9 protein-coding genes are annotated in these 17,588 nt (G+C 59.0%); 7 read left to right on the top strand and 2 right to left on the bottom strand.

The window, feature by feature from the left end; genetic code table 11:
* The first annotated feature begins 68 nt into the window (after positions 1 to 68).
* Together VIM98_RS14250 and VIM98_RS14245 are read left to right on the top strand one after the other, a co-directional pair.
* Complete coding sequence (locus VIM98_RS14250; protein WP_331993770.1) at positions 69 to 254, top strand: hypothetical protein; 186 nt, start codon at positions 69 to 71, stop codon at positions 252 to 254.
* Between the two features lie 249 nt (positions 255 to 503).
* Positions 504 to 2,540, top strand: coding sequence for a M28 family metallopeptidase (locus VIM98_RS14245; RefSeq protein ID WP_331993769.1), 2,037 nt, complete (start codon positions 504 to 506; stop codon positions 2,538 to 2,540).
* A 70-nt stretch (positions 2,541 to 2,610) separates the two neighbouring features.
* On the opposite strand, the gene VIM98_RS14240 is transcribed toward VIM98_RS14245, so the two are convergent.
* Positions 2,611 to 2,979, bottom strand: coding sequence for a hypothetical protein (locus VIM98_RS14240; RefSeq protein ID WP_331993768.1), 369 nt, complete (start codon positions 2,977 to 2,979; stop codon positions 2,611 to 2,613).
* A gap of 345 nt (positions 2,980 to 3,324) precedes the next feature.
* Positions 3,325 to 10,662 (bottom strand): hypothetical protein, encoded by a 7,338-nt coding sequence (locus VIM98_RS14235; RefSeq protein ID WP_331993767.1) that lies wholly within the window; start codon positions 10,660 to 10,662, stop codon positions 3,325 to 3,327.
* 510 nt (positions 10,663 to 11,172) lie between these two features.
* On the opposite strand from VIM98_RS14235, the gene VIM98_RS14230 reads away from it, so the two are divergent.
* The 5 genes from VIM98_RS14230 (at position 11,173) to VIM98_RS14210 (ending at position 17,578) form a co-directional block, all read left to right on the top strand.
* Positions 11,173 to 11,622: a helix-turn-helix transcriptional regulator gene (locus VIM98_RS14230; protein ID WP_331993766.1), complete on the top strand. Its 450-nt coding sequence runs from the start codon at positions 11,173 to 11,175 to the stop codon at positions 11,620 to 11,622.
* Between the two features lie 39 nt (positions 11,623 to 11,661).
* A complete protein-coding gene (locus VIM98_RS14225; protein WP_331993765.1) occupies positions 11,662 to 12,072 on the top strand; it encodes a VOC family protein in 411 nt (136 codons plus the stop codon).
* Between the two features lie 26 nt (positions 12,073 to 12,098).
* Positions 12,099 to 14,534, top strand: coding sequence for an excinuclease ABC subunit UvrA (locus tag VIM98_RS14220; protein ID WP_331993764.1), 2,436 nt, complete (start codon positions 12,099 to 12,101; stop codon positions 14,532 to 14,534).
* Positions 14,535 to 14,720: 186 nt separating this feature from the next.
* Entirely contained in the window at positions 14,721 to 16,061 is a 1,341-nt protein-coding gene (locus VIM98_RS14215; protein ID WP_331993763.1) for an SWIM zinc finger family protein, read from the top strand.
* Positions 16,058 to 17,578 carry a DUF5691 domain-containing protein gene (locus VIM98_RS14210; RefSeq protein WP_331993762.1) on the top strand — a complete coding sequence of 507 codons (1,521 nt, stop codon included), beginning with the start codon at positions 16,058 to 16,060 and terminating at the stop codon, positions 17,576 to 17,578. Before VIM98_RS14215 ends, VIM98_RS14210 begins: the two co-directional genes overlap by 4 nt.
* Positions 17,579 to 17,588: the final 10 nt, after the last annotated feature.

Below are 17,588 nucleotides of genomic sequence, written 5' to 3'. Positions count from 1 at the left end.
GTGTGTGTTTGGCCTTTTCATCTGCGTTCATGGCGTTATAGTCGGCCCGTCGACAGGGGGCTGTGACAATGACTATTCCTCAAATCCTTTCCGCGTTGCTCGATGTGACCCGCAGTCCTGCGATGGCCACGCCGCGCCGCCGGCTGCAAGAGCCGCACCGACCTCTGGTGAGCTGGCAGGGCAAGGCCCGAACTCGTCGCGAGGACGAGCTGGCTCGTTTCCACCAGACCGCGGTAGCCGCTTCCGAAAACTGATTCGCGGCTCGCCGCTGGACCACGCCTGGCGCCGGCGAGTTTCCGGTACCTGCATGCGTGCGTCGAAGATTCTTAAATCTCTCGCTTAAGCCGATTTATTTGCGGTGTACAGCCCTCCGCCGGATACCTAGGATGACCAGGCGTTTCGTCGTCTGATCGATCGGGCCATTGCTGTGTTTTTGCCGGGTTCCGCAGTGCGTCGAACGATGTACGAATCTCAGGAGCGGGGAACTTTTAAGGAGAGAGAGCATGCCCATCCATAGCGCTCAGCATCGAGCCGGCACCGGACAGTTCGATGCTGTCAGTAACGCCAGGCGGCAGCAGCAACCCTGGTTGCAACCGCGGCACCCGTCATCGTCCCGGCAGCGAGCCGTGATACCCCCTGAGAATTTCCTGGACGCATACAACCTGGCGCCAGCGCATGTGCGCGAATCGCAATCGATGCCTGTACTAAGCGGTAAATCGATCGTCGGACTCGCGTTACTGAGTTTGTATTGTTCGCAAGCGAGTGCATTGCCGATGTCGGGCAATATGGATGTGCATCCAGCGGTGGGCGCACTGAGTGGCCCGATATGCGGTCGCCCCGTAGGTCGCGTTTTAAACGGGGCCGCTCCTCTTGAGCGGATACCGAACCACTCGCGAGTCAGCAGGATGAACGGTATTCCCGGACGGGTAGCAGCGATGACACCGAATTATCGACCGCTGCCGAATTCGCCACTGAATGAAGCCGCCCAGCCATCGCTGGTGACGAAAGTTGCCGAATATGCGCAGGATATTGGCGACAGCCTCATCAACAGCGGATTAGTGAATCTTGTGACCAGACATCCGACGCGAGCAGCGCTGACGATATGTGGAGGATTGGCACTTGTTGGCGCGGGCACGGCCGCGCTGACATATTGGCAACCCTGGGCGCCTTCCGCCGATGAAGCCTTGAGCGTTCGCGACAGATTCGCATCGATCTGCGCGCCCGATGGCCGGACGCTCGACACCAAGATAGGCGATGCGATCCATCGATGTGGGGGCGACCCTCAGTGCGCGCGCGATGCGGTGTCAGAGATTCTGGAGCCGTACGGCTTGAACTATTCTCCACCGCAAGATCGACCTGTGGCCCGGGGTGTCCAAGCCGCGTCGATGGATCCTGTCGCGGGCTGGATCGACTACGTCGACATGGTGGTTCGGGCCTACGAGCATTGGGACGAGCAGAGCCTGCTATCCGACGTGGAGCAGATCGCGAGGTCGCCGAGCAATGAGGTGCGCCGTGACACAATCAAGAGCATGCTTGAGGACCGTGGCTTCACCGTGCAAGCGCGGCGGTTCGAACACCCGCTACCCTCATGGCTCAACCCCGCGGAAGAGAACATCTTCCGGGGTGAGAACTTGCTGGTCGATGTCTGTGGCGAGCCAGGTGTCGACCCGGACAAGCCTGTCGTCATGTTGGTCGCGCACACGGATGCGATTGGCGAAGATTCACAAGGTGCGGCCGACAACGCCTCGGGTTGTGCGGTGGCTTTGGCTTTGAGCGAACGGTTCCGCGACAATCCACCCGATCGCATCGCGGTGCGCCTGCTGTTGGTCGATGGAGAAGAGCAGGGACGGCTGGGTTCCAAGAAGGCCGTTGAACAATGTCATGAAGCTGGCGATTGCGCTTACCTGACGATCAATATCGATCTGGCGGCCAACGGCGATCATATCTATGTCAGCCCTTCCAATGCATCGCACCTCATGGCTATGGAGGCTGACGATATCGATGCGGCGCGAGTTCCGAAGTCCGAACCAGTGAGTGAAAGACAGTTTATCGAGGCGATGCAGCCCGTTAGTCAGAAGGCAGGTCTGAAAATGGCCGCGAAGACCTCGCTTAGCGATCACCTGTCCTATCAGTTTGCCGGCAAGCCCGCGGTGGGCCTGAGTCTGTTTAGAAAAGACCAGGTCGATGCGCTCGAGCAGATAGCCAATTTGTCGGGTGCCACCGCAGACGCTCATAGCAAGATCGATTGGGCCACGTTGAGGCCGCTAAGAGACGAACTCGATAGCGCGTTCGCTTCAGGAGATAGTGCGCGTAAGCAAACCGCTATGGCGGCCTATACATCAGCGATAAAAGCCCAGCCGAATTACGGTGCCTATGTCGCGGCGCTCAATGCGCAGCAAAAAGCTGTCGGTGAAAGCTGGGTTGCTCAGGAGCTGCACAATGCCAACGATACCTTGGCAGCGATTCGACCAGCTTTCATGGTGAAGTTCACCGATGCGGTGGAGCGGAGTATCCGGGATTTTGCGGTCAGGCTTGCTTGATCTTCGTGGCTCGACCGGCGAGCGCCATCGCAAAGGCGCTCGCCGTATGGCGGACTCGGTGGCTCAACCCTTACCGATCCGAACGTAGCCGTTCTATCGTGACGGTGAGCCATGCGCCGTCATCGGCCAGTTCTTCATATTCGGCCTCAGCGCCCTCGATAGTCAGGCAATAGCCGGCGTCCTTGCCAGTCTCATCCTTCCATTGAATCCAGAACATCTGCTGCTGCCAATCGTACGACCGGGATATATCCAGATGGGCAAGGACGAGCGCGTCTTCGGCAAGAAATGCCGCCGAGTCGTCGGGCGTCTCGATCAGCGATCGGCCAGCATGTCGAGGCATATCTTCAGGAATCGTGGCCGAGCTCAGCATCACGGAGAGTTCCGAGAACTGGGCGCGCCAGTCGAGCGGCTCGATCGCCGCGCCGGCACGTCGAGCCATGTCCATTATCGTGCGAGTCAATGTCCAGTTTCGCCGGCTCGTACTGAAGCTGTCTTCCAAAGTCCCCATGCGATGTCGATATGCATCCTCGCTGATGCATGTATCCCGCTCCGCATTCAGCAGATCGATCCTGGCTCTCACATGTTCTTCCAGCGCGCTATCCAATGCCGAGTCAGAAGGCCGGAAAGCAGGAGCACTCTCCGCTCGGCTTGGATTTGTAGCACCTGATTTATCGATAGAGCTCACCACCGCGTCGTTCCCTCTATTCGGGAGGCCAAGTAAATGCCTCGAGATTTTATCTTGCCCCAAATGCATGGGGCTATCCGTAGGCCAAAATTTTAGGCGTTATTGAAACGCTCCGATAGTGAATTCTTCTGTCGAGTCGGCTTCGAAGAATTTCACGTCTGTCGTGAGAACACCCTTCCTCCTATTGCCGATAGCCTGTCCGGGATCGTCGAATGCGTAACCCACAGTAACGTCGACGTTAGGCATCTCGCGCATCATTTCCCTTATTCTTCGCGAACAAACTTCAGGGCACGGTTTGGATTCCGTGAAAAGGGTAATGGCACCAGTCAGTCCCGAGAAGTCTTTCGGCGCGGTTCCTCGTGCGAATTTCTGCGGATCCGCTTTTGCCAGAAGGTTCCAGAGGTGATTGAGGAAGCTGCTTTCAGAGCACGCACGTATCGTTGCCTCATAGAAATAATCGCCGTCTTTGATCTGCGCAAGCGAGTGGGAATCGTAGAACCTGTTTTTCAAGTACTGCCGTACCTTAGAAGTCATCTGGCGCGGCTCAGTGAAGTCAGGCGTATCGCCCTGCCACTGTCCCTTCAACTGCCAGGCGTCAGTGCCAAATAGATAGGTATCCGTCATCAAGCGTTCGCGATCCGCGTCGTCAACGTAGAATTGCGAGGAATCCAGAGCGCCGGGCTGAGATGGCTTAGGGCTGGGCGAAGGCACGTCGACGCCCGTTTTTTTGGTTGCCTTCACGATGATTTTCAAGGGTTTGTCTGCCGGCTGAAAGTCGAGTCCCAGGTCGTCCGACATGGCGCTGCTGGAATAGTGCCCTGAGAAGCTGATGTCGTGCCCTTTGTACTGAAGATTGACCTGGGCGGTTACGAAGTTTGCCTTGATAAGTCTGTCCTTCTTGCCGAAAGCGGCATCGAGCGCCGCGAGATCCTTGTTCTTCTTCCAGAAATCTCTGTCCTTTCCCAGCTTCAGGTCGTTCGCCAATTGCTCGAAGTCCCGGTATCCGAGCCGGGCGACATCCTGATTTTTACCGGGATACTTGTTCAAGAAGGCCTGGGTAAATTTTTGTCTGCATTCACGCAAATGATGCTCGGCCTTCTTGTTGACTGAGCCACGCAATGTGGTCGCCATGGGATGAAGCTCATCGCTGATAATCTGCTCCTGCGGCGACAGAGATACACGTGAGAGACCCGCGCTTACTCCTTGTAGCTCGCAGTCGGACCTTTTGGCGCGTGAGAGGAGAGGGCAGATTTCGCCCAACGGTCGACGTGTCATGGCCTTCTCGACCGCGCCCCGCGCGCCGCGATCGCCCAAGGCTAAACGTTCCGAGTCGGACAAGACGCTGTCGACCGCCTCGTTCCAATGTTTCGCGCCGATCCATATTCCGTCTTTCAGATATTTGACTTCTCCTTGTCCACTAAAGCGGATGGTGCTTACAGACAGGGCCTTGCCGGAGATATCTACACGCTCGATATTAAGGTCGATATGCGATGCATGCCCGGTAGTGACGGTGCGAAAGCCCGGGAAAGCATCCTGCAACAGTACACTGAGGGCATTGACTTCATCGAGATTGGAAACCTTGCCTTCGAGGATCTGAGTGCGAGCGGTACGTTGGTGTCGCCGGCCGCCGATATTGGCCATGGTGCGGCCCAACGGATCGCCTCTTTGTGCTTTGACGGAAAAACTCCGGTCGGCGATTAGAAGCTCGCTGGCTTCATCGATGGTGAGTCCGGGATAGTGCTTTCGGACCACCTTGATGTTGCTATCCACCCGGGTCAGGGCCTTTTCGATACCCTCCCAATGGTCCAGCATGTCGCCTTTTCGGCTCGAAATCGTTTTCTGCAGGCGCTGAATGACAGCGGCTTTAAGATCCGCGTGAGATACATCGCTGCCCAATTTCAGCCCGGTAGCAAGCGTCTCGCGCCCCGCATGTTCGATCATGGTGTCGATGGAAAGCTCAGGAATACTTTTGGGAGGGACGCTGATTAGTGCGCCTGAACCTCTGCCTAGTTTGATATGCGGCGTTCCCGTAGAGCTTTGCGGAAGGATATCCACGCGCATGCCGCCGTTGACTTCCGGCGTTGCCGCCCAGGTTGCGAGCAGCGCGGACGTACCTTCCAACTTTTCCACCTGACCGCTCGTGGCGACTTGCTCAATCAAAGCTTTTCGTCCCGCATGGACAATGGCCTTTTGCCCCGTTGCGCCCAGTTGCCTTGCAAAAAGGACGCCTTCGACCGCTCGTATAAGTTTGAGGTCTGTGTTATCGGCCCACTTCGATTCAGGAATTTTTTCATGCACCTGGTCAACGAAGCGAGCGCCGAGGTCTGGCTCTTTGTCCAGGCGTTGCCATTTACCACCCTGAAAATCGATCGGGGCACCCAACGTCGCGGTATTCGACGAATCCTGGGCGCTGGGAGCTCCGTTTTTATTCAGCGGGTCCTTGGCGCGGCGGATACCATGTTCGTCGAGAGGCGCTTCGACATATTGGCCTTCTTTCGGACTTACATAGGTTTTTCCATCGAGCAGCCATTCCGGATTGCCGTCGGCACCTGTTTGTGCCTGGGGAGTACCGTGCAGCGGTTGAGCAAATTCCGATCCGAGCACTCCTTGTTCGTCGAAAGCCGACGCTTGCCTGGTGAGTTGCCGCATTCCTTCTGTCGCTTCGCCTATGGACTTGAACGAGCGCATGCCTAGTTTGAATAGCTTTGCCGCAATCTTGGTCAGATCGAACACATCGGCGACGTCGGTGCCAGCGCCAAGAAACTCCGCGATGGCTTCGTTGCGATCGCCACGGTCCAATGAATCCAATCCGTTGGTGATCGATTGGACGACGAAGAGCAGGGTTCCCAGCGCGCAACCGCCCGTTGCTAAACCGCCGGTTCCTACAATGCAAAGTCCGGTCAATAACAATCCTCCCATAAACTGGAGGCTTTCCGAGTTTGAAACACTGAATTCGTCAGTGTTGTCCATTAGTTTTTCGATGAACACCCGGGCAGCACTGCTGGGCCCCAGCGTCGGCTTGAGAGTTACCTTTATCCCATTCGATAACTGTGTTTTGCCGAACGCGTCGGCGAGCACGGCATGATAGCGATAGGCCGCTCGGCTATTAATGAAGCTCTCCGCGCGGTGCCTGTCCTCCCTCAGGAATTTCTCGAAGACGGCGATCTCCACCATGCCATCGCCCTCGGGACCATCTAGCATGAAAATATAATCGCGCCCACCGGCAGACATCGCCCATAGACCTTCAATGGGGAAACCATTCAGGAATACGTGCAGCAATGTCGACGGCTTATTATTGGCCGCTGCGATAAGTGCCGGTAAAACTCGATAGTTATCGCTGATCAACAAGGCATCCGGCGAAGTGCCGGCAGGCGTGCCAGAAGGCTTGGGTGGGGCGTTGCCGATCTTCGCATGCTCCGCCAGCAGATCTTGATGAGCCTTCGCGTCCAATATGCCTTCAGGCCCGGCTTCGGCATCGATAAGGCCGCGTGTCCGCCACCGTATGGCTTCAGCCATAGCATGAGCAAGAAGAGCGCCTTCTGGTGAGTTCTTGAAGGTCTGGAGATAGCTCATGTAGGCCTGACCTAGCCGGTTGCTGTTGACCAGATCCCTTATCGAGTAACAGAGGTTGCGCAGGAAGTCGACATTGTTTAGCCATCGCGTCCGCTTGATGTCCACGACCTCGTTGCCATCCTTGTCTTTACGGTAGACAGTGATTTCCATTGAGTCGACGACGTCCTGGCTGGGGAAAACAAACCCGGTAGTGTCCTTAGGGCCATGCTGCTGCCACCCTTCAGTAGCCCAGCGCGTCAGATCGCTCTTGCGGTTTCCTATCTGAAGATCAATGCGGTGCCGTTCGGAGAGCATGTCCGGAAGATCGTTGTTCTTTCCTTCCGGCACCCACAAGCGGCGGGCCAGCTCATTGAGCATGGCGGTGACTTCGGGCTGCGCATGGACTGGCCAGGTTTTTAAGTTTGCCAGTGCTTTTCTCAGGTCGGCGTCGGCTTGCTGGGCACGCACTCCTACGGGGTTCCAACGAATCCGTTCGCTATCGAATTGTTGGCGTGCCTGCTTTTGTAAGGAATCGAGGTGGTCTCTGGCCCAACTATCGAGCAATGTGTTCGAGTTGGTGGATGTCTTGAAGTTCAAGACAATATGGGGCTGCTGCAGCCAGCCCGCTGGACTGCCAAGATAGCGCTGGTCAAAAAGGCACTTTCGGAGCGTGCCACGATACTCAGGTGGCGCGGCGCGAATGACGTCGTTCTTGAATGTCCATTCGCCGGCAAGGTCCTGTGTCAGGCTTCTGTCGCCGATGAATTGCCTGAAGCTGTCTTCGTTGGTAAATGTCGTAAAGGATTGCAAATCGCTTCGATACAAAACGACCTGGCCGCGAAGATTTTCATTCGGTTCGCTCTGCTTGCTACGCAATACGAGGTAGTTCGGTACCGTGAATGTCTTGGCGGCTTGGCTGTTCGAGGCCGAGAGTTCGATGTCTTCCAGCCCATTAAAATCTATGCCGGACGCCTCAATGTGTGCGCTGTTGTTGATAAAGCCCAGGACAATATCGGCTCCACCCAATCGCGAATTGCCGCTGGAGGTCAACATACCTTCGGCTTTTTCCTTCAAGGCGATTTGGGTGAACTTGGCGACCAGGCCGGCTCTGAGGTGTTTGTCCTCGGGAAGGGGCGAATGGATGGTGCTTGCCATGTCCTTGCAAAATCTGTCGCTCAATACATCGTTAAGCGTGCGCGATGCATCGGGCGTCAGTTCCAGCCCGTCACGAAGGTAGCGAATCGGGTGCGTTGCCGGTTTTCGATAGAGGCAGTATTGAAGCAGCGGGAGCCTGTCGTCGACCGATATTCCATCGACGGTGCTGCCTATGACCTGTACCTGGATGTCTTGCCATGGGCCAAGCCATTTTGCTTGGCGCAGTGCCTGGTCCAGTAGCGCGTCGGGTGCGATTTGTCGGTCTTTGAGTGCTTTTTCGGCTTGCGCGGCAACGATTCCTTCGGCGAGCCATAGCCGTTGTTCGGCCGGAGTGAGTTGCTTGAGCCATGCATAGTCCTCGGTCTCGGACACCTCGCCGATCAGCGCCATCTCCATCTGCCGCCTGGCTTGTATTTCCTCCGGCGTGTGCCGACGCATGATGGCGTCCAGGTCCGAGTCCTGGATGCCTCGCTGCTCAAGGAGGGCAGCGGCCGCGCTCCTGGTAGCAGAGCTGGGCGACGCGGGAGGCGGCGTGGCCGTACCACCGATGGATCGCTTGCTTCTGGACGGTACGGTCCGATTGGAGTGGGACGTTGTAGTCGCATCCAAAATGCGGGCGGGTGGTGTGCTTCGGCCCGAACCGGTATCCGACAAGACATCGAACGCGCTGGCCCAGCTGCCATCGGGTAGGGCCACGATCGTACTCTCCGCCAGTTCGATGACTTCCTTGTCCGATCGTTCCGCAGGTTCCGGTTGCGTGGATGAGGTCGGGCCGCTGGAGCGCGTATCCTGATGGGGTGGCGTCTGCCCCGGCTCTTTCGCCGGCGTATCGAAGAGATAGTTTCCTAGGGCGCTTCCTCCAAGGACAAAGGCGCCATGTGCGGCTAGCTTGGCGGCGGAATCGAAAATGGCGTGCGCAATATTGCGTGGTTGAACGCCGCTGCGCCGCACGCCTCCGATTAAACCGGCCGGTGCAGTGGCTGCGGCGATTTTCTCCGCAGAAGATCCGAGCAACTGTGCACCTGTAGTGGCGACTTCCACGGTGTCCGAGCAGGCGGCGGCATTGTCCATCCCGCGGAACGCCAAAGCGATAGGCAGGAGGCAACTCAGCCAGCTCGGAAAAGAGTTCGATGGCGCCTGCGATGCCGTGGATGCCTCGGCGATGCGAGTATCGGCGGGTTTGCCATCCTGTTGCTGCGCGGCCTGCGCGTTTTCCGCCATGGCGCCGGCAATGTCGCCAGCATGAACCTTTGCGGCGTAACCGGTGTGATTGAGCAATTTGTCCAAGCGCTCGCGCGCTTCTTTCACATCGTCGTTGCGCTGTGCGGAAGCGGCAGAAAACTGTGCTTGACGAAGCTGCAGACGACTTTTTTCAACCTTGTTGCGATACCTGTTGCGGGCTCTTTGCTCTGCCGATTCGCCGGGGGTTCGTTCGGGCAGTTGGTCTATTTGTATCTGCAATCGTTCCTGATTGGCTTGCCGCTCATGCCTTTCGACGAGTTGTCCCAGTGCCAGTTTGGCCGATACTAACGGCGCTGCCGGCTGCATCGGCAATTGATGCGTTACGGAGCCAGCAACGGTGGCGTAGTCGCCCTGCATACCGGCCTTTCGAGCCATGCCCATAACGCCGTCGGCAAACTTAGAGGGGCTGTCCGAAAAGAACCAACTGAGAAACAGGTGGAGCGTTTCGGCGGCGCTGACGGTGGGCAATCGTTGTGCGTCGTGAAATGCCTTGCGCTCTTCTGCTACTTTGATCAACGCATCTTTTGCGCAGTGACTTGTTGTGTCGAGATGCTTGTTCACTTCGTTCACAACGTCCAGAAGTGTCCAGCCATCCGGATCGTTCCACCACAGTTCGACTAGTGACGCGCGCAGGTCGGGGCCCCACGTGGGCAGCAGGACAGACATGAACGATGCAGTTCGCCGGGCGAGCATGCTGGGCATACCTGGAAACGTAGAGTATTGAAGGTCTTCGCCAACAGTCTTTGCCTGCATATGCAAGGCCTTGGCCCAACCGGCAAGCAGTGCCGTCGCTCCCACGGCCGCGACGGGCACGGAAACCGATGGGGCTACGGTTGCAAGCAGTGCGGTTGCACCCAGCCGGGCCATGCCCTTGGCGATGGCAGGCATGCTCGTCTCATCTTGCGCCTCTGTCTGGGGCAGGGCAGCGCGTAGATCCTCCGCTAGTGACTGCCAATCCGATTCCTCTCGCAGCTCCCGCAGTTTGATGCTGCCGTGGTGCTCATGGCGTGGCAGGGAGAGAGCGGTGACCCATTGCGCCAGGCTAAGGTCGTTCGCATACTCCTTGATCAATGGTGCCAACCGCACACCTTGTGCATTGTCGAGAGCAGGAAACAATGTCTGAAGGAGTATGGCCACCGTCCATGGTGCGAGTGCGGAGGCGCGCTCACCACCGATGCGGTTAAGTATTTCTCCCCACGGATTCAGTACGGCAAACAGTCCTGCTCGATGAAGATCGGCATTGAAGCGCTCTCCGCTGAAAGTGCTCAATATGAGCTCTTTCCGGGATAGATGGTCCTGGCCATAAGCGGGCGACGACAGCCATTCAGTGGCGGCCTGGTACCGATCGAATGTCAGCAATAGTTGTTCGACGCGCTCGAATACACGTGGCGCGCTTGCCGATTTGGCGGCGGGAACATGGTTGTAGATGTTTGTCGGTGCAGCGCCGCTTGAAGACCCGTTCGCGGGTTCCGTTTGCGGTTCTGCCATCGGCTCGTGAAGGACTTGGGCGGGTGCGCTGGTGGAATGATTCGATGACGTGCCAAGCATTGGATTATCTTTCCTTTCGTTTGGATCGGCGCACGTACGCGAACATCCTTGGATTCGCGCCAAGCAGCTGTGCGCTTCGATGGCCGTAGCGCCATAAGATCGAGGAGGTATGGACGGCTTCAGGAAGCCATCGGGGGTTGTAATGAGTGCGGACTATCGTTCGCGTGGAACTGCCCGTGCTGCTTCAGGCGGGATGCGTCGATTGCACGGCATGGCTGGGCATGGTTCGGCCCGGGATGCTTAGGGAAACGTGCATGTAAATACCTGTGATTCAGCAGATTCGTCGAGGGATGCCCTTGCCGGACATATCGCTATGAGGAGAAGGTTAGCCCTGAAAATGACAACCGGCTAGCAGAATTCGCTCAAGATGAGTCTTTTGTTGTTGACAAGTATTTGATGCATTTCCCTACAGACTTGAGCGCGTTTATGTGGCGTGGCACGATCTTGCACATGACCAGCAAGCCAGCCGCTACGCAGCATCTGCACGACCTGGCGCGATTGCGCCGCGTTCGCGATCGTATCGATCGTGAGTATGCTCAGCCCCTGGACGTCGAGGCGCTTGCACGTGGGGCAGATATGTCGGCGGGGCATCTTAGTCGTCAGTTCCGGCTTGCGTATGGCGAATCGCCCTATGCTTACTTGATGACGCGCCGTATCGAACGTGCGATGGCGCTGCTGCGCCGTGGCGATCTGAGCGTCACTGAAGTGTGCTTCGAGGTCGGCTGTGCCTCGCTGGGCACCTTTACCACGCGTTTTACCGAGCTGGTCGGCATGTCGCCCGGCACCTATCGGCGCGAGCAGGCCCAAGCAACTGCGGGAATCCCCTCCTGCGTGGCCCGGCAGGTGACCCGGCCGATCAGGAATCGAGAAGCGGGGACTTCCGGGTCGGAACTAGACTGATGCCCTCGGGTTTCATCGCCCACACAACGAGAGGTCGCCATGGACATCACTATTCACGCCAGCTTTCTTCCCCAGAACGATCCTGAGGCTGCAATCGCCTTTTATCGCGATACCCTCGGTTTCGAAGTCCGCAACGATGTCGGTTATGGCGGCAAGCGCTGGATTACTGTCGGCCCCGTGGGTCAGTCCGGTACGTCCATTGTGTTGTATCCACCCGAAGCCAGCCCTGGCATGACCGATGACGAGCGCCGCACCATCGCCGAAATGATGGCCAAGGGCACGTTCGGCATTCTGCTGCTGGCGACCAGGGACCTTGCCGCTACGTTCGAGAGGCTGCAGGCCAGCGAGGTCGAGATTGTGCAGGAGCCGACCGATCAGCCGTATGGCGTGCGCGACTGTGCGGTACGCGATCCCGCGGGCAATATGATCCGCATCCAGCAATTGGCCTGAGTTCCTGAGTCAGCTAAGGAGGCGTCATGACCAAGGCCACGAAGAAGGGCCAGCAGCCACTTGTGCCACGCGATGCCGATAGCCATGGAGTGATCCGTGTGCACGGTGCGCGCGAGAACAACCTCAAAGATATCAGCGTCCAGATCCCCAAGCGCCGGCTGACCGTGTTCACCGGCGTCTCGGGCTCGGGCAAGAGCTCGCTGGTGTTCGATACCATTGCCGCCGAATCGCAGCGGCTGATCAACGAGACCTATAGCGCGTTCGTGCAAGGCTTCATGCCGACGCTGGCCCGGCCCGATGTCGATGTGCTTCAAGGCTTGACCACGGCGATCATCGTCGACCAACAACGGCTGGGTGGTGACCCACGCTCTACCGTCGGCACGGTCACCGATGCCAACGCGATGCTGCGGATCCTGTTCAGCCGGTTGGGCAAGCCGCATATCGGTTCGCCGAGTGCCTATGCGTTCAATGTTCCATCGGTACGCGCGGTCGGTGCGATCACGGTCGAGCGGGGCAGTAGCAAGACTATACGCGCAACGTTCAATCGTACGGGCGGCATGTGCCCGCGCTGCGAGGGCAGGGGTGCGGTCGCCGATGTCGATCTGTCGCAGCTTTACGACGCCAGCAAGTCGCTCAATCAAGGCGCGCTTACCGTTCCTGGCTACAGCATGGATGGCTGGTATGGCCGTATCTTCACTGGTTGTGGCTTCTTCGACCCGGACAAGCCGATCGGCAAGTACACCAAGAAAGAGTTGAATGACTTGCTTTACAAGGAGCCGACCAAGATCAAGGTCGACGGTATCAACCTCACCTATGAAGGCCTGCTGCCGAAGATCCAGAAGTCGATGCTCTCCAAGGACATCGATGCGATGCAGCCGCATGTGCGCGCCTTCGTCGAGCGCGCAATGACCTTCGCGGCGTGTCCCGATTGCGGTGGTACGCGATTGAGCGAGGGAGCGCGATCGTCGAAGATCAAAAAGATCAGCATCGCCGATGCCTGCGCTATGCAGATCAGCGATCTGGCCGAATGGGTAGGCGGCCTAAATGAACCCTCGGTAGCGCCGCTATTGGCTTCGCTGCTGCACACGCTCGAATCGTTCGTGGAGATCGGCCTGGGTTATCTCTCGCTCGAGCGGCCGTCCAGTACGTTATCGGGCGGCGAGGCGCAGCGCGTGAAGATGATCCGACATCTCGGTTCCTCGCTCACCGATGTCACTTATGTCTTCGATGAGCCGACCATGGGTTTGCATCCGCACGATATCCAGCGCATGAACGCATTGCTGCTGCAATTACGCGATAAGGGCAATACCGTGCTGGTGGTGGAGCACAAGCCGGAGGTCATTGCGATTGCCGACCATATCGTCGATCTGGGGCCCTATGCCGGCGCCGAGGGTGGCAAGGTGGTATTCGAAGGCTCGGTCGACGATTTGCGCGCCAGCGGCACGCTTACCGGGCGGCATCTGGACGATCGCGCCACCTTGAAGACCACGGTGCGCAAGTCTTCCGGCACATTGAAAGTCCGCGGTGCAAAAACCCACAACCTTAAGAACGTCAACGTCGATATTCCGCTGGGCATATTGGTTGTCGTTACAGGCGTGGCAGGCTCCGGGAAGAGTTCGTTGATCCATGGCTCGGTATCCGGGCGCGATGGCGTGGTCGCCGTGGACCAGGCGCCTATTGGTGGTTCGCGGCGCAGCAATCCGGCTACGTACTCCGGTTTACTCGATCCGATCCGCAAGGCCTTCGCCAAGGCCAATAACGTCAAGCCGGCGCTATTCAGTGCCAACTCCGAAGGCGCTTGTCCTTCTTGTCATGGCGCGGGTGTCGTCTATACCGATCTGGCGATGATGGCCGGCGTGGCTAGCGTATGCGAGGAATGCGAGGGCAAACGCTTCCAGGCCGAGGTACTCAAATACAAGTTCGGCGGCAAGGACATCAGCGAAGTGCTTGCCATGTCGGTGACCGAAGCCCAGGCTTTTTTTGGGAGCGGCAAGGCCAGCACACCGGCGGCGCAAGCCATTCTGCTGCGCCTGGCCGATGTCGGCCTTGGCTATCTCAGTCTTGGCCAACCATTGACTACTCTGTCCGGGGGCGAGCGTCAGCGCCTCAAGCTCGCTGCATCGATGGCGGAACAGGGCAGTATCTATGTGCTCGATGAGCCGACGGCCGGCCTGCATCTGGCAGATGTCGAGCAATTGCTTGGCTTGCTCGATCGTCTCGTCGAAGCCGGTAAATCCGTTATTGCGATCGAGCACCATCAGGCGGTCATGGCGCAAGCAGATTGGATCATCGACCTTGGGCCCGGTGCAGGGCATGAAGGCGGCCAGGTGGTCTTCGAAGGCAGGCCCGCCGACCTTGTTGCCACCCGGGCGACGCTCACCGGTGAGCATCTTGCGGACTATGTCGGCCCGCATGCGGGGCGCGGCTCGAAAGGGAAAGGTCCGGCGTTTTCACGAAAATAGATATCTTCTTGCCGGCGATTACACCGCTCAGCCGACGGGAGCGGCTTTAGATAACCTCGGTTTCCATCGCTGTCTCCGCGGGCGCCGGCCGTCCGGGTGCCTTTTTGAGCGTGGCAGTGGCGCGACAACCATCGCCATGGTTAAGCTTCTATCGACAGGGGACAAGGGAATGCGGGACCGATGGGGATGTCACTGACACGGGAGCAGGTGCTGGCGCTGGCGCCCGATGCATCTTCCGCCAAGGCCGCCACCGGCCTGGTCAACGACAGCAAATGGCCGATGCTCGGCACCGACAGCGATGCGGTGTGGGGCGAGTGTCAGGGTAGTGGCTCCAAACCGTACCAGGTGCAGGTGGATCTGGGCGAGATGATCAGCCGTTGCTCGTGCCCAAGTCGTAAGTTTCCCTGCAAGCACGGTCTTGCCTTATTGCTGATGTATGCACAGTCGCATCCGCGCTTTGCCGGTGTTACGCGGCCGGTCTGGGTGGACGAATGGCTGGCCTCGCGGCGCGATCGCGCCGAGAAAAAAGAAAAAGCCGCGCAAGCCGTTGTCATCAAGGCCGCAATCGATCCTGCAACTGCGGCCGCCGCGGTCGCCAAACGCGAAGCCACGCGCTGGTCGCGTATCGAAGCAGGTACTGCGGAGCTTGAGCGATGGATCGCCGATCAATTCCGCCGTGGACTCGCCCGTTTCGGGCAGGAGCAGCGCAAGGAAGGTATCGGCATGGCCGCGCGCATGGTCGACGCACAAGCCCCGGGGCTTGCTTCGCGCGTACAGGAAGCACTCGCGCTGCTTGCAGCGGGTGCGACGCGGCATGGCGATACGATGATGCGGCTTGGTCTGCTGCAATTGATCATAGAAGGCGTGCGCCGCCGCGAGCGGCTTTCATCCGAGCGGCTAGCCGATCTGCGCATAGCGCTTGGCTGGTCGCCGGATAAGGACGAGGTCGTTGCCGAAAGCGAACCCGTTGTCGATCGTTGGTGTGCCTGTGGTGTGGCGATCGGCGAAATCGATGCCAAGCTGACCGAGCGTCGCGTGTGGCTGCATGGCGCCGTCAGCGGGCGTTGGGCGCTGCTGCAAGATTTTTCTTATGGTGGCCGTGGTTGGGAGCGGTTATGGCGTGCTGGCGATTCGTACGCTGCAACGCTACGTTTCTATCCGGGCTCGTTGCCTTTGCGTGCTATCGCTCTCGATGTGTCGGCCGACGATGCAACAGTGGCATGGCCAACCAGCGATGCAGAAATGGCTCTGGATAAGGCATCGCACATGCTGGCTGTCAATCCGTGGCTGGAGCTATTGCCGATGTGGCTGCCCGAGGCCACGCTCGTGCGGAGCAATGAGGCATGGTTGCTACACACTTCGGCCGGTACGCTACCGTTGACGATCGATGACGCGGCCGGCTGGGGGTTGCTCGCCTTCAGCGGTGGACAGCGGATCGACGCGATGGGCGAATGGGATGGCGCGTCGCTGCGTATCCTCGGTGCCCGGCACGGCACGTTGTATTGGGCGGCCGGAGCCGAAATATGAAGGACACGCTGTTGAAGATCGCTTTGCTCGGTGTGGATCGTGCAGCCATGCAGCCGATCGATGGCGAGATCGGTGTTTTGATTGCGCAGCTGTCCGATGGTGGCGATCCCGCGCGCGATTTCAGCCGCGCGACCGGTGTGTTCGCGGCATGCGAACGCGCGGCTGCACGATTGTCAGCCAGCCATGCCACACCGCCGCCAGCTGCGGCGCCCGATGCACGGGCGATGGCCGCGGATCATCCCTGGGTGCCGGTACTGACCTGGGCATTCGCACAGGCATCGCTCGCCTCATCGCACGAGGCGCAACTGCGCTATGAAGCCTGCTCGCGCATGGCGGCCATCGACGCGCGTCTGCCTGCGTTGCTTTTGCCCGCCGCGCTCGATGCCGGTCGCCGCGACGTGGCGTTGCGCCCGGCATTGTTGCCCGTGCTTGGCACCCGCGGGCGCTGGCTAGCCGCTTTCAATCCCGATTGGTCCTATGCCGAGGCGACGGCAGCCGGCGATATTTCCGCCACGGTCTGGCAAGACGGCGGCGCGGTGGATCGCCAAACATATTTCGCCACGTTGCGACGCACCGATGCTGCCGCTGCACGCGCACTGTTGCAGGCCGATCTGGGGCAGATGGCGGCCAAGGAGCGCGCTGAATTTGTCGCGCTGCTGACGCCAGAACTATCCGATGACGATCGACCGCTGCTCGAGCCCCTGTTGCGCGATCGCAGTCGCGAGGTGCGTCAACTCGCCGCGAGCATGTTGGCGCGGTTGCCCGATTCGGCACATGCGCGACAGCTCATTGCGTGGCTCGCGCCGCTGCTGACACAGAAGCGTGGCTTGCTCGCACGAGGGTGGTCGATCGAGGCGCCCGAGCAGGCCGATTCCGCCTGGACATCGGCGGCGATCGAGGCCACTCGCCCGCAACATGACGTTTTGGGCGAGCGAGCCTGGTGGCTTTATCAACTTGTCCGGCAAGTCCCGCTGGCATGGTGGAGCACTCATACCGGGATGAATGCCGCCGCGCTCGTCGCATGGGCCGCCAAGACCGATTGGAAGGATGCGCTCTATCGCGGCTGGCGCGAGCGTGTCAGTGCTGCCGAGCCGGACTGGGTTGAGGCCCTGCTCGCTGTGCGCGAGCAGGAGATGCGGCAGCATGCGGCCGAACTGTTATCCCTGCTGCCAGCGACTCGGCGCGAGGCTTTCTGGCCTACCGATCTTGCCGAGTTGTCGCGTCTGGGCATCGTCGGCGATGTCATCGGAGCCTATAACCGCGGCGAGACATTCTCGCTGGCGTATTCGCGTCCCTTGATAGCCGGTCTGCTGCGCTGTTTCGAAGACGATCGCCTGCGCCATGACCACGTCTTGCGCAATCAACTGCTGGATCTTGCCATATTGCTGCATCCGCAGAGCCTGACCGCGATGCGGTCGATCGAGCGCCGCGCCGACGAGACGCCGGCGATGGCCGAGTGCGCGGAAACCTTCCAACGCATCGTGCAGGCACGCATCGTCCTGCATGCCACACCTTGACGCCTCTCTT

This window comes from Dyella sp., from assembly GCF_036568765.1.
Taxonomy (GTDB): domain Bacteria; phylum Pseudomonadota; class Gammaproteobacteria; order Xanthomonadales; family Rhodanobacteraceae; genus GSA-30.
The sequence above is the reverse complement of the archived record's forward strand: the minus strand, read 5'-3'. Positions and strand labels throughout refer to the sequence as shown.

Coding starts and splice junctions, on each gene's coding strand:
- VIM98_RS14220 (WP_331993764.1), top strand. CDS start 12,099: ATGACCAAGGCCACGAAGAAGGGCCAGCAGCCACTTGTGCCACGCGAT.
- VIM98_RS14210 (WP_331993762.1), top strand. CDS start 16,058: ATGAAGGACACGCTGTTGAAGATCGCTTTGCTCGGTGTGGATCGTGCA.
- VIM98_RS14230 (WP_331993766.1), top strand. CDS start 11,173: ATGACCAGCAAGCCAGCCGCTACGCAGCATCTGCACGACCTGGCGCGA.
- VIM98_RS14250 (WP_331993770.1), top strand. CDS start 69: ATGACTATTCCTCAAATCCTTTCCGCGTTGCTCGATGTGACCCGCAGT.
- VIM98_RS14225 (WP_331993765.1), top strand. CDS start 11,662: ATGGACATCACTATTCACGCCAGCTTTCTTCCCCAGAACGATCCTGAG.
- VIM98_RS14235 (WP_331993767.1), bottom strand. CDS start 10,662: ATGGCAGAACCGCAAACGGAACCCGCGAACGGGTCTTCAAGCGGCGCT.
- VIM98_RS14245 (WP_331993769.1), top strand. CDS start 504: ATGCCCATCCATAGCGCTCAGCATCGAGCCGGCACCGGACAGTTCGAT.
- VIM98_RS14215 (WP_331993763.1), top strand. CDS start 14,721: ATGTCACTGACACGGGAGCAGGTGCTGGCGCTGGCGCCCGATGCATCT.
- VIM98_RS14240 (WP_331993768.1), bottom strand. CDS start 2,979: ATGGCTCGACGTGCCGGCGCGGCGATCGAGCCGCTCGACTGGCGCGCC.